Annotated in this window: 22 protein-coding genes and 1 pseudogene; 17 read left to right on the forward strand and 6 right to left on the reverse strand. The window is 42.1% G+C overall.

What is annotated here, in order from left to right:
• Positions 1 to 98 precede the first annotated feature (98 nt).
• The 8 genes from A142_RS01280 (at position 99) to rmf (ending at position 13,915) form a co-directional block, all read left to right on the forward strand.
• A complete protein-coding gene (locus A142_RS01280) occupies positions 99 to 4,940 on the forward strand; it encodes an NAD-glutamate dehydrogenase (RefSeq protein WP_019823248.1) in 4,842 nt (1,613 codons plus the stop codon).
• A 348-nt stretch (positions 4,941 to 5,288) separates the two neighbouring features.
• Positions 5,289 to 6,299, forward strand: coding sequence for a quinone-dependent dihydroorotate dehydrogenase (gene pyrD / locus A142_RS01285; RefSeq protein ID WP_017063847.1), 1,011 nt, complete (start codon positions 5,289 to 5,291; stop codon positions 6,297 to 6,299).
• 206 nt (positions 6,300 to 6,505) lie between these two features.
• Entirely contained in the window at positions 6,506 to 7,054 is a 549-nt protein-coding gene (locus A142_RS01290; protein ID WP_017059680.1) for a cell division protein ZapC, read from the forward strand.
• Positions 7,055 to 7,562: 508 nt separating this feature from the next.
• The gene (gene rlmKL / locus A142_RS01295) at positions 7,563 to 9,683 is read left to right on the forward strand and encodes a bifunctional 23S rRNA (guanine(2069)-N(7))-methyltransferase RlmK/23S rRNA (guanine(2445)-N(2))-methyltransferase RlmL (RefSeq protein ID WP_019823249.1); all 2,121 of its coding nucleotides are present in this window, start codon (positions 7,563 to 7,565) and stop codon (positions 9,681 to 9,683) included.
• Positions 9,684 to 9,708: 25 nt separating this feature from the next.
• Entirely contained in the window at positions 9,709 to 9,969 is a 261-nt protein-coding gene (locus A142_RS01300) for a glutaredoxin family protein (RefSeq protein WP_019823251.1), read from the forward strand.
• Entirely contained in the window at positions 9,947 to 11,863 is a 1,917-nt protein-coding gene (locus tag A142_RS01305; RefSeq protein ID WP_019823253.1) for an ABC transporter ATP-binding protein, read from the forward strand. The genes A142_RS01300 and A142_RS01305 overlap by 23 nt, the downstream gene beginning before the upstream one ends.
• Before the next feature lie 9 nt (positions 11,864 to 11,872).
• Positions 11,873 to 13,582, forward strand: coding sequence for a DUF3466 family protein (locus A142_RS01310; protein WP_019823254.1), 1,710 nt, complete (start codon positions 11,873 to 11,875; stop codon positions 13,580 to 13,582).
• Between the two features lie 159 nt (positions 13,583 to 13,741).
• Entirely contained in the window at positions 13,742 to 13,915 is a 174-nt protein-coding gene (gene rmf, locus A142_RS01315) for a ribosome modulation factor (RefSeq protein WP_016767713.1), read from the forward strand.
• Positions 13,916 to 14,163: 248 nt separating this feature from the next.
• Here the strand turns inward: rmf and fabA are convergent, their stop codons facing one another.
• Both fabA and A142_RS01325 read right to left on the reverse strand, forming a co-directional pair.
• On the reverse strand, positions 14,164 to 14,679 hold the full coding sequence (gene fabA, locus A142_RS01320) for a bifunctional 3-hydroxydecanoyl-ACP dehydratase/trans-2-decenoyl-ACP isomerase (protein ID WP_010440782.1): 516 nt from the start codon (positions 14,677 to 14,679) through the stop codon (positions 14,164 to 14,166).
• A gap of 70 nt (positions 14,680 to 14,749) precedes the next feature.
• Entirely contained in the window at positions 14,750 to 16,402 is a 1,653-nt protein-coding gene (locus A142_RS01325; protein ID WP_019823261.1) for an AAA family ATPase, read from the reverse strand.
• Between the two features lie 189 nt (positions 16,403 to 16,591).
• Here A142_RS01325 and matP point away from each other — a divergent pair, with 189 nt between their 5' ends.
• From matP to A142_RS01345, 4 genes are all read left to right on the forward strand, one after another.
• Positions 16,592 to 17,047, forward strand: a complete 456-nt coding sequence (gene matP, locus A142_RS01330) for a macrodomain Ter protein MatP (RefSeq protein WP_017059673.1) — start codon at positions 16,592 to 16,594, stop codon at positions 17,045 to 17,047.
• Between the two features lie 23 nt (positions 17,048 to 17,070).
• Positions 17,071 to 17,379, forward strand: coding sequence for a DUF3634 family protein (locus tag A142_RS01335; protein ID WP_017059672.1), 309 nt, complete (start codon positions 17,071 to 17,073; stop codon positions 17,377 to 17,379).
• A gap of 103 nt (positions 17,380 to 17,482) precedes the next feature.
• Complete coding sequence (locus A142_RS25355) at positions 17,483 to 17,794, forward strand: hypothetical protein (RefSeq protein WP_019823264.1); 312 nt, start codon at positions 17,483 to 17,485, stop codon at positions 17,792 to 17,794.
• A gap of 144 nt (positions 17,795 to 17,938) precedes the next feature.
• Positions 17,939 to 19,159 (forward strand): hypothetical protein, encoded by a 1,221-nt coding sequence (locus A142_RS01345; RefSeq protein ID WP_019823266.1) that lies wholly within the window; start codon positions 17,939 to 17,941, stop codon positions 19,157 to 19,159.
• A gap of 94 nt (positions 19,160 to 19,253) precedes the next feature.
• Here A142_RS01345 and A142_RS01350 read toward each other — a convergent pair whose 3' ends face one another.
• The 4 genes and pseudogenes from A142_RS01350 to A142_RS01365 form a co-directional block, all read right to left on the reverse strand.
• Entirely contained in the window at positions 19,254 to 19,856 is a 603-nt protein-coding gene (locus tag A142_RS01350; protein WP_019823268.1) for a DUF2971 domain-containing protein, read from the reverse strand.
• A 338-nt stretch (positions 19,857 to 20,194) separates the two neighbouring features.
• A complete protein-coding gene (locus A142_RS01355; RefSeq protein ID WP_019823269.1) occupies positions 20,195 to 20,797 on the reverse strand; it encodes a porin family protein in 603 nt (200 codons plus the stop codon).
• A gap of 203 nt (positions 20,798 to 21,000) precedes the next feature.
• Positions 21,001 to 21,531, reverse strand: a pseudogene (locus A142_RS01360) (ISNCY family transposase); the annotation flags it as partial.
• A gap of 562 nt (positions 21,532 to 22,093) precedes the next feature.
• Entirely contained in the window at positions 22,094 to 22,339 is a 246-nt protein-coding gene (locus A142_RS01365) for a hypothetical protein (RefSeq protein WP_019823272.1), read from the reverse strand.
• Positions 22,340 to 22,408: 69 nt separating this feature from the next.
• On the opposite strand from A142_RS01365, the gene A142_RS01370 reads away from it, so the two are divergent.
• The 5 genes from A142_RS01370 to A142_RS01390 form a co-directional block, all read left to right on the forward strand.
• A complete protein-coding gene (locus A142_RS01370) occupies positions 22,409 to 23,716 on the forward strand; it encodes a replication initiation factor domain-containing protein (protein WP_019823274.1) in 1,308 nt (435 codons plus the stop codon).
• Positions 23,717 to 23,725: 9 nt separating this feature from the next.
• Entirely contained in the window at positions 23,726 to 24,073 is a 348-nt protein-coding gene (locus A142_RS01375) for a DUF1293 family protein (RefSeq protein WP_019823276.1), read from the forward strand.
• 13 nt (positions 24,074 to 24,086) lie between these two features.
• Positions 24,087 to 24,308 (forward strand): hypothetical protein, encoded by a 222-nt coding sequence (locus A142_RS01380; RefSeq protein ID WP_019823278.1) that lies wholly within the window; start codon positions 24,087 to 24,089, stop codon positions 24,306 to 24,308.
• Position 24,309: 1 nt separating this feature from the next.
• Positions 24,310 to 24,537 (forward strand): major capsid protein, encoded by a 228-nt coding sequence (locus tag A142_RS01385; RefSeq protein ID WP_019823280.1) that lies wholly within the window; start codon positions 24,310 to 24,312, stop codon positions 24,535 to 24,537.
• Positions 24,538 to 24,690: 153 nt separating this feature from the next.
• A partial coding sequence (locus tag A142_RS01390; RefSeq protein WP_029405517.1) for a hypothetical protein occupies positions 24,691 to 25,223 on the forward strand: 533 nt, incomplete at its 3' end.

Consider the following 25,223-nt stretch of genomic DNA (forward strand, 5'->3'; position numbering starts at 1 on the left):
TAACTCGTTAGTAGAAAAGCGCTCAACGGCACGTTTCAAACACCAGATTAAGTGATCCCCCTAATAATAAAATATAATTCTAATTGTGGAGTGTGACTATGACCGCACGTGAAACTGTGGTTCCAGTTTTACTTGAAAAAGTTTACAAGCTGATTCAAGACAAACTTGACCTTGCTCATCGACCTCTCGTAACTCAACTTGCTCAACACTTGTTTAGTAACGTTTCTCACGACGATCTGACTCAGAGAAACGAATCCGATTTATATGGTGCTGTAGTTAGCTTATGGCATCACATCAATGAAAAGAAAGCCGACGAAATCTCTGTACGCGTTTTCAACCCGACGGTAAGTCGTCAAGGCTGGCAGTCTACTCATACTATCGTTGAGATAGTCGTTCCAGACAGTCCGTTCCTTGTTGATTCTGTAAAAATGGCACTTACTCGCCTAGACCTTTCTTCTCACCTTATGCTTCATAACCCAACACAAATCTCTCGCTCAGATAAGGGCAGTGTTGTCGGTGTTAGCAATAACGAAGGTGCATTCCAATCGCTTTTCCATATCGAAGTAGACCGTCTTAGCAGTAAAGCTGAAATGACAGCTCTTAAAACGGAGCTACTGGATATCTTTACCGATACTAGCTTAGTTGTGAACGATTGGTTGAAGATGGTTGAAAGACTTGAAGAAGTAACCAATCAAGTAGAAAAGCAAAAAGAGAGCATTCCTGTAGATGGCCAACGTTTTGATGAAACGTTGGCGTTTCTTCGTTGGTTAGGTGAACACAACTTTACATTCATGGGTTATAAGGAATATGACCTAGTTTCAGTTAACGGCGACACTGAACTGCAACCGACCAAGGAGCAAGGTCTTGGTTTGTTTGCGAACTCAGATCGTGTACGTAACGTTAAGCTATCTGAGTTTTCTGATTCGGCACGTCTTGAAGCGAAAAAGCCTTATGTGCTTATCGTAACCAAGGGCAACACGGCTTCACGCATTCACCGCCCAGCTTACAACGATTACATTGGTATTAAGAAGTTCGATAAGAACGGTAAGGTCATTGGTGAGCACCGCTTTACTGGTCTTTACACATCTGCCGTTTATAACCAAACCGTTGAAACGATTCCTCTGGTTCGCGAGAAAGTAGAGCGTATCTTAGACGCGAGTGGTTACCGCGAGGGGTCATACTCTTACAAAGCACTGCACAACATTCTTGAAAACTACCCACGTGATGAACTGCTTCAAGCTCGAGAAGAAGACTTACTTGAAGTGGGTACTGGCGTAGTGCAAATGCAAGATCGCGATCTTTTGCGTTTATTCGTTCGCAAAGACCCGTTTGGTCGTTTCTTTAGCTGCATGGTTTATGTAACAAAAGATCGTTACAACACTGAGCTTCGCCGCCAAACACAACGCATCTTGAAACAGTACTTTGGTTGTGAAGAAGAGGTTGAATTTACAACGTACTTCTCTGAAAGTCCGCTAGCAAGAACGCACTATATTGTTCGTGTTGATAACAACAACATGGATGTGGACGTGAAAACAATTGAGCAAAATTTAATGGAAGTATCGTCTACGTGGGATGACCGCCTGTCTGAATCAATTATTGCAAACTTCGGTGAGAGCAAAGGGCTTCCATTATCGAAAGAGTACATGCGTGCATTCCCACGCTCGTACAAAGAAGACATGATGCCAGGCTCGGCTGTTGCTGACATCGAACGCTTAGAAGCACTAAGTGAAGACAACAAGCTGGGTATGCTTTTCTACCGCCCTCAAGAAGAAGCGGCAGATTCTAAAGCCGTTCGTTTGAAGTTGTTCTATCACAGTGATGAGCCAATTCACCTTTCTGATGTTATGCCAATGCTTGAAAACTTTGGCCTACGCGTTATTGGTGAATCTCCATATGAAGTGGGTAAAACCAACGGTGTGACATATTGGATCCTTGATTTCTCTATGCTGCACAAGAGCGATAAGACCATTGATCTTCGTGAAGCTCGCGATCTTTTCCAACAAGCGTTCGCGGCAATTTGGGCAGGCGAGTTAGACAGCGATGGTTTCAACCGTTTGGTACTTGGCGCTGGTCTTTCTGGCCGCGAAATCTCAATCTTACGTGCTTATGCTCGTTACATGCGTCAAGTGGGTTTCCCATTCAGCCAACAATACATTGAAGACACATTGTCTCATTACCCAGAGTTAGCAAAAGGGCTAGTGAGCTTATTCGGCAAGCGTTTTGATCCTAAACTAAAGGGCAGCGCGAAAGGCCAGCAAGATCTTATCAAGAAGATCACTGAACAGTTGGATCATGTAGAAAGCTTGGATGATGATCGTATCATTCGTCGCTACATGGAAATGATCACTGCAACGCTTCGTACCAACTACTACCAAGTTGATGAAAACAAGCAGTCTAAGCCTTGGCTGGCTCTGAAAATGAGACCAAGCGAGATTCCAGATATCCCTGCGCCGGTTCCAGCGTTTGAGATCTTCGTTTACGCACCAGATATTGAGGGTGTGCACCTACGTGGCGGTAAAGTAGCACGTGGTGGTTTACGTTGGTCAGACCGTCAAGAGGACTTCCGCACTGAGATTCTAGGTTTAGTTAAAGCGCAACAAGTTAAGAACACGGTTATCGTTCCAGTTGGTGCTAAAGGTGGTTTCGTTTGTAAGCGTCAGCACACTATGTCTGGCCGAGATGAGATCTTCGCGGAAGGTCAACGTTGTTACAAGCGCTTTATCCGTGCCTTACTAGACGTATCAGACAACATCATTGAAGGTGAGGTTATCCCACCTAAGAGTGTTGTTCGTCATGATGAAGATGACCCGTACTTGGTTGTTGCTGCCGATAAAGGTACCGCGACATTCTCAGATCTAGCGAACTCGGTAGCTGAAGAGTACAACTTTTGGTTAGGTGACGCGTTTGCCTCTGGTGGTTCTAACGGTTACGACCATAAAGCTATGGGTATCACGGCGAAAGGTGGTTGGGAATCGGTTAAGCGTCACTTCCGTGAAATGGGCATCAACTGTCAAAGCACAGACTTCACTGCAATTGGTGTCGGTGATATGGCGGGTGACGTATTTGGTAACGGTATGCTGCTATCAAAGCACATTCGCTTACAAGCTGCGTTTAACCACATGCACATCTTCATTGACCCGAATCCAGAATCAGCGTCAAGTTGGGTAGAGCGTGATCGTCTGTTTAATCTGCCTCGCTCAAGCTGGGAAGACTACAATAAAGATCTGATTTCTCAAGGTGGTGGTATTTTCTCTCGTCGAGCGAAGTCTATTTCCCTAACACCTGAAATTCAGAAAATGCTGGGTACTAAGAAAGCTTCTATGGCACCAAACGACTTGATCAAAGCGATCTTGTCTATGCAGGTTGATCTACTTTGGAATGGTGGTATTGGTACTTACGTTAAGTCTTCTAGCGAGACTCATACTGATGTGGGTGACCGTGCAAATGACGTGCTACGTATTGATGGCCGTGACCTGAAAGCTAAGGTTGTTGGTGAAGGCGGTAACTTGGGTATGACTCAATTGGGTCGTATTGAATACGCTCTAACGGGCGGTCGAGTGAATACCGACTTCGTTGATAACGTTGGTGGTGTAGATTGCTCGGATAACGAAGTTAACATTAAGATATTCTTGAATGGTTTGGTGTCTAACGGTGATCTAACCGTTAAGCAACGTAACCAAGTTCTAGAATCTATGGAAGATGAAGTAGGCGAAATCGTACTAGATGATGCGTACTGCCAAGCTGAGTCTATCTCTGTTACTGAGCATCAAGGTGTTGGCTTAGTGAAAGAGCAAATCCGTTTCATCCACACAATGGAAAAAGCAGGGTACTTAGACCGTGGTTTGGAATACATCCCAGATGACGAAACGCTGCTAGAGCGTGAAAAACAAGGCCAAGCACTAACAAGACCTGAGCTATCAGTATTGATCGCTTACGGTAAAATGGTTCTAAAAGAAGATCTTGTGAGTGATGATATTGCGAATGATGAGTTCCATGCTCAACAACTGATGCAATACTTCCCAACAGAGTTACGCCGTAACTACTCCCAGCACATGGATAACCATCCACTACGTGCAGAGATCATTGCTACAGCACTTGCGAACCAAATGGTTAACGAGATGGGTTGTAATTTCGTGACTCGCTTGCAAGAAGAGACGGGTGCAAACATTGTTGATATTGCGAATGCTTACGCAGCATCTCGTGAGATCTACGGTCTAGGTAAGGTATTGAAGAGCATTCGTGAACTGGATAACATCTCAAGTTCTGAAGCTCAATACGAATTGCTTTACCATGTGCGCCGTACGCTTCGTCGTCTAGCGCGTTGGTTACTAAGAAACCGTACTGGGAAGCAATCAGTGAACGCATTGATTGAACTGTACCAAGGTGATGTGGCTGCGATTACTGAAAAACTGGACGAAAACCTAGTAGCTTCAGAAGTAGAAGAGCATCAAGCAATGGCTCAACTATGGATTGACCAAGGTGTAAACGCTGAGCTGGCTAATTCAGTGGCTCGTTTGTCTAGCCTGTACTCAGCACTGGATATATCCACAGTGGCTCGTGAAACAGGTAAAACAGTACAACAAGCGTCTAAGCTTTACTTCAACCTTGGTGACCGTTTGTCACTGCACTGGTTCTTGAAGCAAATCAATGGCCAAGCTGTAGACAACAACTGGCAAGCACTGGCACGTGCTGCATTCAGAGAAGATCTGGATTGGCAACAACGTCAGTTAACTGGCCAAGTACTTAACTGTGGTTGTGCTTCAGACATCGATGTGATTAAAGCGCTTGATGACTGGATGGAAAGTAACTCTGTTTCTCTACATCGTTGGGAGAGCATCTTGAACGAATTCAAAGTGGGTTCTGTTCATGAGTTTGCTAAGTTCTCAGTGGCGTTACGTGAATTGATGTTGTTGAATCTAAACTGCATGTCGAAAGACTAGTCACTAGATAAAACGAAAAATATAAGGGCAGGCCACAAGGTCTGCCTTTTTCGTTTCGGTAAAGTGGGATCCATTGGTCTAATGATTTTTGAAGGGTCAATCTCGACGCACACGTTGTTTGTTGTTGAGTGAGTTGCTTGTTATTAAGTGAGCTGGTGGCTGTACTAAGGTTGAGATTAGAAATGGGTTAATAACCTGAAGAAACGATAACGTTTGCTTAATAATGAACCTCATTCGTTAGCAAACTCGATTATCTTACCCTTACAGACAGTAATAGATTGAATAGTTGGGTAAATAAGTAAATAATATCGCCCCGTTTACACGGGGCTTTTTTCTATCGGAGGCACAATGCTTTACCGTCTAGCCAGAACTGGCTTTTTCCAACTTGATGCCGAAAAGGCACATGATCTTGCAATTCAAAATTTCAAACGCTTCACAGGCACACCAATTGATCTTTTGTATCGCCAACAATTACCTCATCGACCTGTAGAGTGCATGGGTCTTACTTTTAAAAACCCAGTTGGCCTTGCAGCCGGCCTAGATAAAAACGGCGAATGTATTGATGCATTTGGCGCAATGGGTTTTGGTTTCGTAGAAGTAGGCACAGTGACTCCACGTCCACAAGCGGGTAACGACAAACCTCGTTTATTCCGTCTTGTTGAAGCTGAAGGTATCATCAACCGTATGGGCTTTAACAACCTAGGCGTCGACAACCTTGTTGAGAATGTTAAGAAGTCGAACTACGATGGCATCTTAGGCATCAACATCGGTAAGAACAAAGACACACCAATTGAAAAGGGCGCTGAAGATTACTTGATCTGTATGGAGAAGGTATATCAATACGCTGGTTACATTGCTGTGAACATCTCATCACCAAATACTCCAGGACTTCGTTCTCTACAATACGGCGAAGCTCTAGACGATCTGTTGTCTGAACTTAAAACCAAACAATCTGAACTGGAAGAGAAGCATGGTAAATATGTGCCTCTTGCTCTTAAGATTGCTCCGGATCTAAGCGACGACGAAATTCGCCAAATTTGTGAATCATTGATCAAAAATAAGATCGATGGTGTGATCGCAACAAATACAACATTGGATCGTTCAATCGTTGAAGGTATGAAACATTGCGATGAAGCGGGTGGCCTAAGTGGACGTCCAGTTCAATCTCGCAGCACTGAAGTAGTTCGCAAACTTCACGAAGAGCTTGGTGACAAACTGCCGATCATTGGAGTAGGTGGTGTTGACTCGTATGTTGCTGCAAAAGAGAAAATGATGGCAGGCGCGAAGCTTGTACAAGTTTACTCTGGTTTCATCTACAAAGGTCCAGGTCTAGTTGGCGACATCGTTAAAAATTTATAAGCTGTAAATTGCTTTTATTCTTGAAAAGCGGAAATCTGACATCGTCTTACTAAAAGAGACACTGTAACTCACTGAGTTGTAGAGAAAAGCGATAAGAAAGAGGAATTCATTTCCTCTTTTTTTTTGCCTATTGCTCAGTAAAATTACTGTAATTGAAGGTAATTTTGCGTTTTACCTAATGGAATGGTTCAACAGTGTGAGACGAAATGATGCTTAAACCTAGCGATACATGGAGTTGGTATTACGATGAGCAGCAATGTTCATTAATGCTAAACCTCGGAGAGGATATGATTTTCAAAACGAATCTGGTCCGCAATAAGCTGGTGGACTGCGCGTTTAGAGATAATGAATTCACCGTTGATGACGCATCTTCATACCAAACCTTCAAAGAACAAATTTCTGGCTTAGAACTGTCTGAGCCTCGCCAAGCTGAACTCGCGCTTTATTGTGTGGCAGCAAAACGCTTCCATAAGCCTGTACAGCCTAAGAGTTGGTTCTTCGACTCACAGGGCGCTGGGCATGAATATCCTCAAGAAGGGGATATCGTACAAATGAATAACGAGCATAGCTTAGGGTATTTCATTGTATTAGAAGTGGGAGAGTGCGCGAGCCTATGTGCATTTGTCGACCTAGAAGAGTTTCTGCTTACACCTTCAAAAGGGTTACGCTTTGGCGACTCGATTAAGGTCATGCACGATAGAATGATAGACGCGAACGCTATTCTTCATCAAACGCACATTGCGATGGTCGGTTAGCCTTCTATTCAGTCCATCATTTCTCACACACATCGCAACGCGTAAACCTGTCAAACCTTCCCCAAAATCGGCTCAATAGCCGATTTTTTTGTGCCTAAAAAACCTCATCCTGATAAATACATCACTGCTTAACTATTTAAATAGTGAACTTACGACTATTTTTTCGCCTTAATTTCAGCCTGTTTTCATCGCTAGAAGTGTAATTTGTCCATCTTTATTCCCTGTTTTTGGTCTTTTGTAGCTAAATTTCACCCATAAACCCCTTTTGGTATATACCAATTTAAAGGTGAATATAAATTCACATTGCTGTTTTGGTTAACAAATGGTCAGAAATGGAGTTGGTTCGATAGGTCTTGTGTTCTAAGGGGATGTGGGTAAGCGATCGCTTCAAGACTGTGCATTTGCTAGCCAGTTAGTCGAAAGATTCAATGAAAAGACGCGTTTAGTGTGATGCTCTAGTTACAAATTCAGGTATAATCGAACTCATTTTTATCAATAAAAGAACACTATGAATCAATATCTAGCGGTTACCTCAAACGGCCTTGAGAATTTATTAGTTGAAGAACTAACCCAACTAGGGATTACAAACGCAAAACCTGTTCAAGCAGGTGTTAAATTCAAAGCGACCAATGAGCAAATTTATCGTTGTTGTTTGTGGAGCCGTTTGGCTTCTCGATTTGTACGTGTCCTTTCTGAATTCACTTGTATGGATGACATGGATTTGTACCTATCAACAACTGCGGTTAACTGGGTAAATCAATTCCATAGCTCTAAGCGTTTCGTTGTTGACTTTAATGGTACGAACAACGAAATCCGTAACAGCCAATACGGTGCGATGAAAGTAAAAGATGCCGTTGTTGATTGCTTCGAGAAGAAGTCTTTGCCTCGTCCTTCTATCAGCAAAGAGAACCCAGATGTTCGTATTCACGTTCGTCTACACCGTGATAAAGCGATTCTTGGTGTTGATATGGTGGGAAGCGGTCTTCACCAACGTGGTTATCGTCCTGAATCAGGTCGCGCACCTCTGCGTGAAACGCTTGCTGCAGCGATTCTTCTTCGTAGTGGTTGGGATGCAACTAAACCATTCTTAGACCCTATGTGTGGTTCAGGTACGTTAGTGATTGAAGCGGCAATGATGGCTGCAAACATGGCTCCTGGTGTTAAACGCCAGAAGTGGTGTTTTGAATCACTAGAAGATTTCGAACCAGAGCTTTGGGCTGAAGTTAAAGCTGAAGCGAACGTTCAAGGTCGTCGTGGCGTTAAGAAAGTAGAATGTAAGTTCTATGGTTATGATAATGATGAGCGCATGATCAAAACAGCACGTGACAATGCTCGTCGTGCTGGTGTTGAAGAGTTGATTGAATTCGAAGTAGGTGACGCTGCAAAGCTTAAACGACCTACAGAATTTGCTGATGGTGTTATTGTTTCTAACCCACCTTATGGTGAACGTTTAGGTACAGAGCCTGGCCTAATTGCACTGTACACGGCATTCGGCGCACAGCTTAAAGCTGAATTTGGCGGTTGTAACGCGTCTATCTTCTCTAGTTCAGACGAACTACTTAGCTGCTTACGCATGCGTGCAGACAAACAGTTCAAATTGAATAATGGTGCGTTACCGTGTCACCAAAAAAATTACTCAATTTCAGATCGTCCGATGTCAGAACGTCCAGCGGGCGAGCAAGAACAGCTGATTGCTCCTGACTTTGCAAACCGTCTTAAAAAGAACATCGGTAAAATTGGCAAGTGGGCTAAGAAAGAGCAATTAGATTGTTACCGTATCTACGATGCAGACTTACCAGAATACAATGTAGCGATTGACGTATACCCAGGTCACCTTGTGATTCAAGAATACGCAGCGCCTAAAGATGTACCGGAAGAGAAGGCAAAACGTCGCTTAACCGATATCATCCGTGCTTCTATCCAAGTAACAGGCGTTGAAGCAAACAACGTTGTGCTTAAAGTTCGTCAGAAGCAGAAAGGCCGTTCTCAATACCAGAAGATGGCTCAAGACTCATCTAACCTAGAAGTGAACGAATACGGCGTTAAGCTGATTGTTAATCTTCATGATTACTTAGATACAGGCTTGTTCCTAGATCATAAGATCACTCGTTGTCGTATCGGTGAGATGGCTGCAGGTAAAGATTTCCTAAACCTGTTCGCTTACACAGGTAGTGCCTCTGTTCATGCTGCTGTCGGTGGCGCTCGTTCTACAACAACGGTTGATATGTCTAATACCTACCTTGAGTGGGCAAAACAGAACATGGAGCTTAATGGCCGTGTTGGTCGTCAACATCAGTTTGTGCAAGCTGACTGCTTACAGTGGTTGGTTAAAGAGCAGGGTTCTTACGATCTGATCTTTATTGATCCACCTACGTTCTCAAACTCTAAACGTATGGATCAATCTTTCGATGTTCAACGTGATCACATTCAGTTGATGGAAAACCTTAAGCGTCTTCTTCGTGAAGAAGGTACGATTGTGTTCTCTAACAACAAACGTCACTTTAAAATGGATCTAGAAGGTCTAGAAGCGTTAGGTCTTAAGGCTCAGAATATCTCTGCTAAGACACTTCCATTAGACTTCTCTCGCAATAAGCACATTCATAACTGCTGGTTGATTACACATAAGTAATTAAGAGATTGTATAAGGATATAGCGTGCTGACTCTCTACAGTACAGAAGGGTGCCATCTATGTGAGATGGCATTCCAACTCACGGAACAGTTAAATATTAGCCATCACGTCAACGTTGTCGACATTGCATTCGATGATGAGCTCTTTTCCCGTTACGGGGTCACTATTCCGGTGCTCAAATTTGAAAGCTCTGATCTTTCTCAAAGCTCAGAGCTTAACTGGCCATTTGGCTTGTTAGAACTTAATGATTGGTTAAAGAAGAATGGCATTACTTACAATTCATAATGGGCAATTAGCGTTTGGCGATCACCCGTTATTAGATCGTGCAGACTTTGCACTGCAAGAAAACGAACGTGTATGTTTAGTAGGGCGCAATGGCGCTGGTAAGTCTACATTGATGAAAATCCTGTCTGGGAACATCATCATGGACGACGGCAAGATGCAAATCACACAAGATGTGGTTGTATCTCGCCTTGAGCAAGATCCACCGCGTAATGAAGAAGGCACCGTTTATGATTACGTTGCTGGTGGCCTAGCGGAAATCGGCGAACAGTTGAAGATCTACCATGATCTTCTGGATCTCATCGGTACTGACCCAAGTGAAAAGAACTTAAACCGTCTTACTCGCGTTCAAGAGCAGTTGGATCATGCGAACGCATGGCGCTTTGAAGATCGCGTAAGCAACGTATTGGCTGCACTTAAGCTGACAGCTGAAACAAAGCTGACTGATTTATCTGGTGGTTGGCAACGTAAAGCGGCGCTTGCTCGTGCACTTGTGTGTGACCCTGACGTGCTTCTACTAGACGAACCGACTAACCACCTGGACGTTGCAACCATTGAATGGTTAGAAGGCTTCCTGAAAGACTTCCGTGGTTCCATCATCTTTATCTCGCACGACCGTGCGTTTATTAAGTCGATGGCAACACGTATCGTCGATCTTGATCGCGGTAAGTTGAGCTCTTTCCCAGGTGATTACGAAAACTACCTAGTTGAAAAAGAAGAAGCGCTTCGTGTTGAAGAGATGCAGAACGCTGAATTTGATAAAAAGCTCGCTCAGGAAGAAGTATGGATTCGTCAGGGTATTAAAGCTCGTCGAACTCGTAACGAAGGCCGTGTACGTGCGCTTAAGAAGCTACGTGAAGAACGCTTGAACCGTCGTGAAGTACAAGGCAAAGCAGTTATCCAAATCGACGATGGCCAGCGTTCAGGCAAGATTGTATTTGAAGCTGAGAACATTAACTTTGGCTTCGAAGGCAAAGAGATTGTTAAAGACTTCAGCTTCAACATTATGCGTGGCGATCGTATCGCTCTGATTGGTCCTAACGGTTGTGGTAAGAGTACGGTACTCAAGCTGCTTCTTGACCAGCTTAAACCTGATTCAGGTCGTCTGCATTGCGGTACTAAACTTGAAGTGGCTTACTTCGACCAATACCGTGAAATCCTTGACCCTGAGAAGTCTGTAATTGATAACCTAGCGGATGGTAAGCAAGAAGTCACTGTAGGCGGCCGTGAGCGTCATGCGCTAAGCTACTTGCAAGATTTCTTATTCTCTCCAAAACGTGCTCGTACGCCTGTTAAGGCATTATCTGGTGGTGAGAAAAACCGTCTGTTATTAGCTCGTATTTTCCTTAAGTCGAACAACTTATTGATTCTTGATGAACCAACCAACGATCTAGATATCGAAACTTTGGAACTTTTAGAAGATTTGCTTGCCAACTATCAGGGTACGCTTCTTTTAGTGAGCCACGATCGTCAGTTTGTTGATAACACGGTTATGACAAGTTGGATCTTCGAAGGTAACGGTGTGATTGAAGAATTTGTTGGTGGCTATCACGATGCTCAGCAGCAAAGAAAGCAAGCATTAGAGTACCGACAGGTTGAAAAGCCATCAAAGCCGGCGAAAGTAGTTGAGGAAACTCCCAAAACTGCGCCAGTTAAGGCTAAACCTAAGAAGTTATCGTATAAGCTACAACGAGAACTAGAAGCGCTACCAATACATTTAGAAGAATTGGAAACTCAAATTGAAACTCTTCAGGAAGAAGTTAACGACCCAAACTTCTTTTCAAAATCTGTAGAGCAGACACAACCAGTATTAGATAAGCTATCTGCAGTAGAGCAGGAGCTTGAAGTTGCTTTTGAGCGCTGGGAAGAGCTCGAGGCACTACAACAGGAAAGTTAAGAAGTAATAATGACTTGTACTAAATTTAAATTAACAACAGTTGCAGCATTAGTTTTTGCTGCAACTAATGCGAATGCTGCGCTTTATAAGGTAGTAGAAGTTACTCCTTCGATTACAGGCGCGTCAGAGATATTCGGTGTGGCTATTCAGCCAGCAACGGTTTCTGGAACCGAGAGTTGCTTTACGACAGGTACTGTTGGTGGTGTTGCGTGTGATAGCTTCAAATTGGCTGGCGAAACTCGTAATACTGTCGAAGCGGTAAGTTATCGTGAAGAAGTCCCATTCGCGATGGATGCTCCGTTTCAATATATCCAAGAGTTCGATGATTTCGAAAACTATTGTTATAGAGAGCTAAGATACTCTACATGTGAGAGTTGGGCGCAAAACCGTTGGAATGATACTTGGAGTAAGGAAAGAAATGACCTTACTTACGTCAATGCAAAAGCATTTGTAGAAGGTGGTGATACATTTACTAGTCGAAATACTGTCATTAACTCACTGTATGCCAAATCTGCGACAGAAGTTGAACCTTTGGGGGTAAAATCTGAAGGTGGTATCCGTAATAATGCGCTTCACACCGACTCCGTTGCTCCAGATGGTACTTCGGAAACTCGTGCGTGGCGTGCGATAAAAGCGAGTAACGGCAAAGTTTACAATGTAGGTAGTGTCTCTGAAGAGTTTGTTCCGACTGATACATCAGAACCAGATAAGGCCTATGCTTCTAAAGCGGCGATCTGGGACGGTACTACGACCAAAGAAATCGATTGGATTCGCAGCGGTGACGCTAAACAAGGTGATTACTTTGCTCAAGGCAGTATGCGTTCAATCGTTGAATCAGGTTCTGGTTTTTACGGTGTTGGCTATAATACTGCAGATGGTAATGGTGACCTACAAGACATGAACGCCAGTGTTTTTGTGAGTGACTCATTAGATCTTACTGGTGCAACATGGACGACTACACAGATTAGCGGTGCAGAGGTTAAGTCAGGCTCGTCTAACGACGATGCTAGATACAGTAACTCTGTAGCGACTGACATCAACGATAATTTGTTCGCTGTTGGTTATTCTAAGCGTAATGGTTATGTACCAGAGAGTGGTAGTGCAGGTAATAAGCCTTTCGTTGTAACCGATGCCAAAAACCCAACAGCAACGTACTTGTCTGGTGGTATCTTCTTTGGTGGTTCGAGCGGTGAAGCTAAAGCAGTTAACAACTTTAATGAGTTTGTTGGCCAAATAGATGCAGAAACCACTCGTGAGGTTGATGGTAGTGAAAGAAGACACAGAGGCTTTATATATCCTTATAACGTGTCTTCATCAACTGAAGCTCGTCGTGTAGACATCTTTAACGGTCAGGCTTGGTGGTTAGATGATCTAACAAATGATGGTAATGTTTCCGGAGAGAACAACAAGTTCCGAATTATTGATGCTACTGACATTAACGATGCTGGTGTGATCTCTGCTACTGCTATCAAATGTACAGTTGGAGGAACGACTCAACCGTATGACACAACGTCTCACAATTCATACTGTGGTGGCGCGTCATCTAACGCGGTAGAAGAGGTTGTTGCAGTTAAGCTTGTGCCAATTGCCGGTGCAACTAAAGCTGATATCCAAACTCGTAGTGCCGACTCAGAGAAAGTTGATCGTCAAGGCGGTAGCCTAGGTTGGTTAACTTTGACTGTGCTTGGTCTGTTAGGGTTCCGTAGAAAATTTAAATAATTTATCTCTTGAGCCCGAGTTCACAATTCTGAACTCGGGCTTTTTTTCGCCTTGAGAAAAGTGAAAATCTGATCGATCCTTAAAGTTGGAGTCACAAAAACTCCGCTAAGTTGTAATCATTGTATGTTAGTAAATCAACACCCGTATGAGGACTGCACTATGAAGAGACAAAAGCGTGATCGACTAGAACGAGCACAATCTCAAGGCTACAAAGCTGGTTTAAATGGTAGGTCGCAAGAAGCTTGCCCATACAGCCAAATGGATTCTCGGTCTTATTGGTTAGGTGGTTGGCGTGATGCCAAAGATGATAAAAATGCAGGACTCTATAAATAGATAGGGCGCAAAGAATTCAAGGTCAAGGCTCCATTGTTGATTGAAACATTGGAGCCTTGTTAGTTTCAGACGAGTGTTAAGCTCCCCAGAGCTATAAAGTATTATAGTTTCGCTATCACAAGAGCGTTTTGCTGGTGGATTTAACTTATTTCATATTTAGGTCTAGGTATCCTGATGCACTATAACTGATTTTATTGGAGCAAAAATAAAGCAGCCAAAGGCTGCTTTATTAAAATACATCAAGCCGATTAGAACGCTGACGTATCTTGGAAAAGGCCAACTTTCAAGTCTTTAGCAACATAGATCTCTTTACCATCAACAAGTACGCGACCATCAGCAAGGCCCATAACTAGGCGACGGTTAACAACACGCTTCATGTGGATCTCGTAAGTTACTTTTTTCGCTGTAGGTAGAATTTGACCTGTGAATTTCACTTCGCCTACACCTAAAGCTCGGCCTTTACCTTTGCCGCCAACCCAACCAAGGTAGAAGCCAACAAGCTGCCACATTGCGTCAAGGCCTAGACAACCAGGCATTACTGGATCACCAGGGAAGTGACAGTCGAAGAACCATAGGTCAGGAGTAATATCCAGTTCAGCAAGAATCAAACCTTTACCGAAATCACCTTCAGTTTCAGACATTTTAGTGATGCGATCCATCATCAACATGTTCGGTGCTGGTAGTTGAGGACCTTCTGGCCATAGTTCGCCTTGGCTTGATGCTAGAAGATCTTCGCGAGTGTAAGAATCACGTTTGTTTTGCATTATCAATTACTCCGATTTTTGATAGGTGCATATTAGTGAACAGGTGTACGCTAAACAAGTCCGATCAGTACTAGACAAACCAGTTTTTGATGCGTCCAACAATTCCAATAGGGTGCTCATGTCTTTCAAAGTTTTCAATACGTTCCGCGATTTTACTCAGAACGCTTTCTTGTTCATCGTCTCTAAATGGTTTGTTCATAATCAGAGGAATCGCTTCATCTACATTAGACACAGACCAAATATGGAATTCTTCATTTTTGATGCTTTCAATAAGGTCAGGTTTAAGAGCCAGATGCCTTAAGTTAGATTTTGGAAGGATCACGCCTTGCTCGCCGGTTAAGCCATTGTGCTTACACACATGATAGAATCCTTCGATTTTCTCGTTTAACCCACCAACCGCTTGTACACGACCAAACTGATCGACAGCCCCTGTTACCGCAATATGCTGATTGATAGGGTACTCAGAAAGCGCACTCACTAGAGAGCACAGTTCAGCAAGAGAAGCGCTATCGCCATCAACTTCACAATACGACTGTTCAAACACCACAGAAGCTGCGTATGGCAACGGATCTTCTAGGTTTAGTGCGCTGCTCACAAATGCTTGCATGATCATCATACCTTTAGCATGAAGATTACCACCTAACTCGGCTTTGCGCTCAACGTCGGCAATATCACCATCACCAAAGTGAATAACGCAGGAAATTCGAGCAGGTTCACCATAAGAGATCGGGTGTCCGGGAACATCGATAACCGTCAGGCCATTAACTTGGCCAACTTGTTCACCCTCGGTTTCGATAATGACTTGGCCATCTCGAATGTCATCCAGAGCGCGTTCTGGTAAGTACGATTCACGGTTGTATTTGTGCTGTTGAGCTTGTTGGATATGGTGAATATCAATCTCACCATTGTCGGCTTCAATAAGAGCTTCGTTCAATAACGCATTGTGCCAAATAGGGCATAATGGAATATAGCTCTGATCTTCAGTCTCTCTTGCTCCGGCAGTAAGAATGCCCGTCAACGCTTGTTGCGTGATGGTTGGCAATTCATAGCGTAGTTGAAGCCACTTAAGGTAACCAAGATATTGAGTCAAAGTCTCTTCAGAGAGCTTGATATCTTGTTCAATTTCGCTAAATAGGCAAAAACCGGTTTGAATATCGCTGTCCAGGTAATCAAGGTCACCTAGTTGAGCTCTGTCTCCAACCACAATCAACTTAATGTTGTAAGTCAAAGGCAAAGTCGGGGACTGGTTCAAGTGCTCTGGATTACTGCTGATTGGTTCTACGGCTTCACCAAGCAGTGCTGATTTAAGCAGTAACCAGCTTCCTGGGTTGGCCAAGATCAAGTTTGCTGAAACGATCAGATAGCCGTTGTTTGCTCTAGCCAGTAGGCCGGGCTTTGTCGCTACAACCTTACCGTCTTTTGATTGAACTTGGTCAAACAGAGAGACAGCATTTAAAGACTCAGTTTTTATAACCGGTAGAGTGTGATCATCTAAAGCAGTGACTAGAGATTCAACAATCATTTGACGATAGATCGAATTGTCTGGAGCGTTTACAAGTAAAACACGCGAAAGGTTAGACAAACGGACAAAGCGGGTTAGCGCATCTTTGAATCTATGTTGAATATCTGAAAACGGGAAAGGCGAGATGTCAGGGAATTGCTCTAATTGAGCGCTATATTCGTCGTACTGAGGCGTAACATGTCGCCAATCTACTTGAGTCATTTAAGTTTCTGATTATGATAATGAGGTAGGGAGTATATAGAAAAACCGATCTCGCTTGTAGCTCTATGTTGTAGTTACTAATCACTAAGCTAATATAAGTATGATCTTGGTCTATTCTTTCAAGATCATAATTGTTAAATAGCCTATTTTGGGTTACGCTGTCACTAGGATTAACTCTCGAGATTAGACATGAAATATCAGCAACTTGAAAACTTGGAATGTGGTTGGAAATGGAACTATCTGGTCAAAAAATGGAAAGAAGGCGAGTCGATCACCTGCCACATAGACTCAAGTGAAGCTGACGTTGCTGTTAAAGCCTTATTGAAGCTTGAACACCAACCTACAGGTGTCCTTGAGTGGATATCTAACAACATGTCTCCTGAGCTCGATAACAAGCTTAAACAAGCGATCAGAGCTAAGCGAAAACGCCACTTCAATGCTGAACAAGTTCATACAAAGAAGAAATCAATCGACCTTGATTACCGTGTATGGGAAAAGCTATCTCAACGTGCGAACGAGCTAGGTTGTACGCTCTCAGATGCCATCGAGTATTTGGTTAGCGAAGCGTCTCGTAGTGAGCAGGCCAGCAAGACGGTGACTAGCCTCAAAGAAGACTTAAGCAAGCTCCTTTCTGACGATAAATAACCATCAACAGTAGTGGTGACATTATGATGTACGTAATATTAATCGGTGCGGTATTAGTTTTTTGGTTAGTAGCAGTCGATCGACCGGTGTTGAAAATTAAATTTAGTGACGGGGCGATCGAACAAGTTAAAGGGCATCTTCCACCGAGCTTTAAGCATAACCTTCAAGAGATTGGTCATAACAATACCTTTAAAGGTGAGCTAAAAGTGTATGCAAAACGTTCTGGCTACAATCTCAAGTTCACTAAAGATGTGCCTAAAAACGTACAGCAACGTATTCGTAACGTGTTCCCGCATAATGGTTTTAAGTCTAAAGGCTCAAAGAAAGCGTAATCGTAGAGTTACGCGCTAGCTAGTCAATCTTCATACTAAGTTAATCCTTCATTTCTCTTAAATCTCCGCATACTGTTCTCACCCTCAACAAAGAGAGAGCAGTATGAGATACCTAGTATTACTATTATGTTTTTTATCCCCAGTCGCTTTTCCCGACGATGCATTGGTTAATCCTGTAGCCAAAAAGATAAAAGTCACCGTCATGAAAGGGCTCAACAAGAGTAATGTTGATTTCGAGGGTTATTGCGATCTGATGATTGAGATGAAGCACTCTAAAGGTTACGCAAGAATCAAAAAGGTGAGAACGTCTGGAGATAGTAAAATTTGCAAGCAGGCAAAAAAAAATCTACCGACGAAGAAAAGGTTCAAATACAGCTTTCCAGAAAAGTATATCCGGCTACATATCACACACTAGCCACTCTCAACGCACTATAACTAAATATCCTTAATTTTATTGAAACAATTTCGTGAACCAATCTCTAATTTCTATTAATATTAGTTTTGTTATAAAGGCAGGATATGCCGATACAAGAGCATTTACGGCAAAGGAAAGTCACGGTTGTTGTTAGCAAATAAAAGTTATACCCCTGAAGTCGTTGAGATCTCAAGGAAGGTCTCAATCAATGTTGAAGCTCGCTTTAATCGATGGTTAATCTCACCTGAATATAAGCTCGCACAATCTACAGTAGACACGTTACTAAGTTTGGAAAATAGGTATTGTGATAGCGTCATATTTGATGAATCTGACCGCATATCTCACAACCAACGTATTTTATTGCGCTGCGAGCAGGATAGAGTCAATGCTCATCGCGAGAAAGTCGACGCGAAGCAACAAACCTTACGATACGTTATCGATGATGTCAGCAATGCCGCTTCTGCGCTAATGCTTGAGAAGCTTCAAGGTACCTTAATAAGTTCGTTGTTTTCAGACTTACCCGATTACAATCAATTCGCTAGTGTTGCGTATTCGCCATCTTTAAACTTTTCCAAACTCCATAAAATATCCGCGAAAAGTAGGCCATTGAGCTCAAGTTTAATCGAGTTTGTTTCCAATCAAGAGTTTGCAGATAAATATGGAAAGAAATCTAAGGTGATTCTCGATCCAAAAATTGCAGCACGACAGATAGGTATTGAAAATTGTCGTTTATTGTTCCCATTGTTAATGAGTCAACAGCTGATCAAGTGGAATGATGGCAACATTAAACACATCACACCTAAGGTTTGGCAGCACTTGGTCGTGACGTCAAATGCGACTCGAATTCGACTTCAAGAAACGTCGGTTAAAGACCCAAACGTAGGAATTTTACTTGGCGTGTTGCGAGTTCTGCCTTTGTTTCTAATTTGTAACCACTTTTCTTCCACGTTTGAAGACGCATTGGTAAAAACGATGCTTGGTTATCGTGAAGCAAGTGACAAACATGACGAATATTATGCTTGTACTGAGGTGATGCCAAATACACAGTTTCTCGAAGCGATGGTCGAGCAGTTAGAGCTTAAACTACTAAAAAACCTCGTTGAATTTATAGATTGGAGCCCTGGAAACCAGTTCATCAAGAGGGCACTTCTAGAGGAAGTGAATGACATTCCTGTACTTGAGCGAACGGTTTATGGGGCAGCTTTGGCTCAAGGTAGGAAGTATTCTGTTTTCGAAGCGTTAGAGAATAGTGAGTTATTTAACGTTAAGCACCGACCTTATTGGTTTTCAACTGTTCAAATGTCTATAGCGACGATTGAGCAGATGCAAGATAAAGTGCCTGGAAAACTGACGACGAACATGTAAAAAGGGAGCCACATTAAATGTGGCTCCCTTTTTCGTTGCACTGTAACTTAATGAAAGTGTCTGACTTATTGATATAAATTTTGCTGTATACCGTTTAACAGACCACTTCGAATGTAAACGACTCCTGCTTGGCAATTGCATGCTTAACGGGTATACCAAGGCGCTGGCAAGTCATCAGAACTTTCAGCTTCCTGTCGGCAGGAGCGTGCTCTGACAGAATCACCGAGCTTAGGCATTCTCTATTAAGGTAGAGCTTATTACCGATCATTTCCTCATCAGATAGCACCCAACGGTATTCCTTTTCGTAGCACCAATTAGAATGCTTAATTTTGAATATCTCAGCTCCCAGTCTTGATGTTTGTAAACCACTTAACGATACCGGGTGGAACATATTCGGTTCGTCTTCATACTGGACTTCAAAACAGTTGAGATTGGCCTCGCCGTTATAGCAGTTGAGATCATACTCGATACACATGCCTTTAAAGTTGTCACCGTACTGCGACCATAGTATTGGGTGGTCGCTCGACTGAGAGAAACACATGATCTTAAAGTTTTGTTGAAGCTCTCTGTTGAATACGTGGTTAGACTCAAAAGGGTTATTAAAAGTTTTAGCGTAATCAAACCACAACGAACACTCGGAAATAGATTGTATGTTTCTGTCGTGGAGCGATCTGAACTTATAAAGTTTAGGCAACATATCAAACACCTAGTTTACAAAATTGCCTGATGTTAACACTTTAATTTATTTTTAAGGATTGAATGCATAGCATTTGATTGCTTAATCACCAAGTTTACTCATATAATTGTTTGATAGATCAAAATTTAAACACGAAATAGTAGCCTGTTAAAGTGGTTTATTTTTCGTTAAGGCAAAGCTTTTAAGTTGTAACTTTTCACATAAGATACAACGTAACGTTATTTATGGTTGAATTGTCTTGTTAAAGTAGAGGCCGAGTAGGGAAATAGGTGATCAAAATTAAAGCCGAGCTTTAAAAGGACGGCTTTAGTAGCATTGAGCCTACGAGTGAATCAAGTTTAGAAGTGGTACCTTGCACCTAGGTAAGCGGTTTGGGGTGATACATCGATGGATTCTATTTCAACGTTTGCATAGCGGTAACCAATATGGATGTCGATGTTGTCTGTTACTATAGCACCAAGTTCAGCACCAACTTGGTAGGCTGCTTCAGACTTAGAGTCTGATACTCCAAAAGCTTTCGCTTCGATATCCATAGAGCCAACACCGGCTAATAAAGATACATACAGATCTAAGACGTCACCTTTAACAATAAATTTTGGTTTAATGTTTACGAAGAAAGCTTGGCTTTCAATATCCATTAAGTCGTTATAGTTAACTTTTCCGATTTTTCGGTACTCTGCCTCTAGTCCCAGTTTGACGACATCGTGTGTATTGAACTCGTAGCCTCCAACCAAGTTATAGCTAAAGTCTGATAGATCAGATGAATCTTCAATGACGCTGCCACGATATTCTAATTCAGTTTCATTATAAAAGCCGATATCAACACCAACATAAAAATGGCCATGCTCTCTGGGTGATTTTTCGTTTTCATTAGCAAGTGCCTGCGAGCTGATGCCAAAAAAAGCGGTGAATAGCGATAGGGCGATTGTACTGATTTTCATGTAAAGCCTTCTAAGATAATAAGTTATTCAGTTCCAAAATATGTTAACAAACAAAAGATACTCTAACTAATTGAAAACTAGCCTAAATATCAGATTTTAAAGACTTGTTGGTAATAGAAGTGTCATTATCGCAGTTATGAGACAAGGTAATATAGTCCAGGCAGAGGTGAATAGAATTTATGTTGCACTGTGACTTACTATCAAAATGCGGATTCTGTCTCGCTGAATCTTAGGTTCATCAAGCGGCCAGTCGCATCATCAATGAACACCAGTAGGCAGCATTTGTCGCTGCGGCCCTCAAACCAGTCATGATGTGAGCCATCTATCTGAATCAATTCTCCAAGACAGTCTCGACGGTAACGAGGTTGATAGACTCTAGGTTTTCGTTGTGAGTGCGGGATCCAAAGGTTGTCGGCAATCATCCATTGGCGAAGTGTCTCTAACGAGATAGCTAAATTATGATTTTCTATGATCTTTTCACGTGCAAATGTGGGCGAGAAATCAGAATAGTGTTTATGGATAGTCGAAAGAATCTCTTTGCGATATTCGTCAGAATAACGCCGATTACTGGGTTTACCTCTAGAAGCATGGGTTAAACTAGCCGCACCATGTTCACGTAGTTTGTTCATTAACCGCTCACTTAACGAAAGTATTTCTGCCGCATCAGTACGACGCAAACGATGTTCACAGACGTCTTGAATAACTTTGAATCGACTAATTTCTTTTTCACTCATGGCAATCAACATCTCAGTAGTCCTTAGTAACCGAAGCTGGTACATGAAATGTAGTCAGCAACCAGTACAAAGGTGACATTTTAATCTAGCTCAAAAGTGACATTACTATCTGGGGTTTACATAACAATCCCACTGCGTATTATTAGCAGAGTTATGTTGAGTGGTTTGCTTGCTTAACTGAATAAGAACGTGGGCGAGTAACATGCTCAATGAGGAGGTCGGCTTGTCCGGCCTTTTTGATGCTCGTTAGGAGAATCGTTGTTAGAAGTTAACCCGTAACATAACTACGCATAATACTTGCACTAGCGAGTTTGTTATCTAATGACATACCAGTTTGTCAAAAAATGACATACCAATCAAAGAAAGCCACCGAAACCGAGGCAAGCGAAGCGCGGGGCGGTGGCTTTGGTCTAGGTTCGGAGATGTGAAACCCCCGTCTAGTATTACGGGGGTACTTTCCCTTTAAACATCAGCGCGGCATCTATCTCCAAGCGTAGCGCGGCAGTGTTTGAGCGTTAGCGAGTCTACGAAATTTCCCTCCACCTCCATATGGTTAAGTTTTCTAATCTGTTTTTTTGTGTATCAAGTCTTGTATTGCTTCTTCGCTGTAGTTGTCGATCAGGTGGTTTACTATGTCTGATATTTTTAACAGCTGACCTGTTTGATTTCCTACCTTTATTGCTCCCCTTTGCAACTTCATTTTTCTATCTTCGTTCACCCTTACTGTTGTATCGCCTCGTTTCATATCTTTTCTCTTTTGTGACATTTCTTTTATTTTATCTAATATTTTATGCCCATATGCACGCATGCGTGTTTACTTTATGCAAATTTTATTGTTAGTATGCGCGCATGCAATAGATATTATTTGATTTTGACTATGAAAAACGCACCAAAACGACAATTTGCTTGCTCTGACTGTGGACAGATTTACACATCGTTTTTTCACTGTGTCTGTCCTACGTGTCGTTCTGGTGTGGTTAATCAGGTAGAGGTTGATAGTAAAGAGGTTCATGCACGTAAATCTTATACGCATGAGCATAAACCTAATGCTTATCGTCGTAAGGCTGAGAGATTAAATCCTGAGTACATTGATGGTCAAAAGCTGAATGTTGATGTTGAATCTCAATATCTTAATACGTCCACCTCTGTCGATTGGTTAGCCTTTACTGTTCGTCTTCCTGATTTTCGCCATTGCACTAAATCTGGTCCTTTTTCTGGTATCGCTTTTCCTGCTATTCCTGCACTTCCTCCAATGCGTGCAAGGTCTGGCGATGATTTGGAATCAATCAATGATTATCGTGATCGCGTCTATACAAAATACTTTGAAGAGTGCGTTGTAGTCTTTCTGAATAAGGTTTTGGGCTTCTCTGTCGGTGTCTTAAAAGAGGGGGCTAAGTTCAACTTCTATGAAAACCATTTTGATATTGAGTCTCCAGATGGTTCTACCCATTTCGGTAAAGTTGGTTATGGTGGTTCAAATCAAAGGGATACCATTCACTTTTCTATCAACGGTCATGGTTGCAAGCATTTGTTTACTAACCGTTCCCGTGAATTTGTTCACTATTGGCTATCTAACATACTCAACGTCACGTTGTTAACTCGTTGTGATTTAGCTTTTGATGATTTTGACGGCATCCATACTTGTGAGAACGTTGAATTGGCATTCCTTGATGATGGTTTCAAGCGTTCGCGCGGTATTTCTCCAACATTTAAGAATGACGATGAATGGCATATAGACGCTGATGGAAACAAAGTATTTTCTTGCGAAATGAGAAGAATTGGCTCTAGGCAATCTCTTGTTCACTGGCGTATTTACAACAAAAAGCTTGAGCAAAAGATAGATAAGGACGGTTTCGTTTGGTATCGAAGCGAGGTCGAATTGAAAAAGGTTTCTGTTGATATTTTGTTAGATATCGATGGCTATTTTTCAGGTCTCAATGATTACGCTAAGTCTCTTTTTTCTAAGCCTGTAACGCCTAGAAGTATGGTTTTTAAAGCAAAAAAGCGCTTTGCCTGTGATGTTTTGCAGGCGGCTTACTGGGCAAAAAGACAATATGGACGAACTGTTAATGCACTTTACGAGCTTTATAACGGTGACTTCCAAAAAATAGTAACGTCCTTGATGCGGGATGACTCTAGTTTATCTTTCACTTCAATGCATCAAAAATTAGTTAATAGCTTATAAGGGGTTTATATGGCTGACAAAGTAATGGGAATTGCTCGCAAACAATATCCACTGAGTAAGAATAATGAGTCTTTTTATGAATTGGTAATCTTACGCCCCATTGATAATGTGGATGTAGAAAAGTACCAAAAAGAGGGGTTCGGTTTTGATACTGAAGTTCCTTACGGTAAGGAGCCTATTAAACTTGACCCTGTTTACGCTAAGGATTTGTTATCTACTGGTGCTTTTGTTCCTGACCGTGAATATAACTTTGTTTTCGGTTCCAACCCTGATGATGTGTATGAGAGTTGGGTTTCTAAGTTAATTCCCGTAGACGATGAAATTAAAAAGCATTTTGAAGTTTCATTGAAAAAATAGGATTTAGCCGCTAATGATTTGCGTTAACCCTGAGAATGGTTATTTAGCTGTTAAACAATTAGCGGCTGATGGTGTCTGTCAATTTACTAGTCTTTATACAGCTAACGAGTTGACAGTTGTTAGTGACCAAATTTCAAAATCAGATGTTGCTTTAATTATTGGTGCAGTGTCTGGTGCTTATGGTTTGGTATTTGTTATTAAGTTGGTTCTCCAACAATTAGGATATAGGTCTTAATATGAAAAAAGTTATTTCTTTCTTAAAGAAGAATAAAAAGTCTATTGCTCTAGGTGTGGCTGCTGCTTCTGTATCTTCTATTTCACACGCTGCAATTGATGTAAGTGCTGCCACAACTGCTATTACTACTGATGGTTCGGCGGCGATTGGTTCAGTAGGTCAGGCTCTTATTGGCCTTGCTGGCCTTGCTGTTGTTTATAAGTGGATTAAAGGTGCAATCTTCGGTTAATTCTTTGATTATTACTTAACGATGAATAGGGAGGCTAACGCTTCCCTTTTTTGATCTTGTTGGGGGTTATATGCCTGTTTATATTTCCATGAATGACCTTTTATATATTTTCGTCATTCTCGTTTTGACTGATTGTATTAGGAGAATGGTGTGATGAAAAAATTATTATTCATTTTCGTTTTGTTCTTAGCTTATTCTCATTCTGTTAGTGCTGAAATTGTTAGAGTTGGTCAATCCCTTACGCCCACCACTTGGGCATGTATTCAGTCTGGAATGGTTGTTGATACTTCTTCATCTATTTGTAATGGGGAGAGTTCAACTAATGGCAGTTACCGACCTATTTCTCATATATCCCGTTCTGGTTTTTATCTTATGATTCATTTTCAATCGGGTTCTAAGATGCAAGCTTTCCGCGCTAGTCGTTCGGCATGTGAGCTTCCCAACACTATTGTTGACGGTGTTTGTAAAGATACGTTTTGCTCTAGTTCTTCGTGGAATAACTTGGTTATGCAAGAAAATGAATCTTGTGCCGCTAAGTATCCCAACCACTGGACCAATCTGAAATCTTCTTGTACTGACAGTAAAAACTATTCCTTTACTTGTGAGCAGGGCATAGAAAAACCTGATACTGGCGGTGGTGACGGTTCTGGTGGTGATGGTGATGGTTCTGGTGGTGACGGTTCTGG

Source organism: Vibrio splendidus 12E03 (genome assembly GCF_000272105.2).
Taxonomy (GTDB): domain Bacteria; phylum Pseudomonadota; class Gammaproteobacteria; order Enterobacterales; family Vibrionaceae; genus Vibrio; species Vibrio splendidus_I.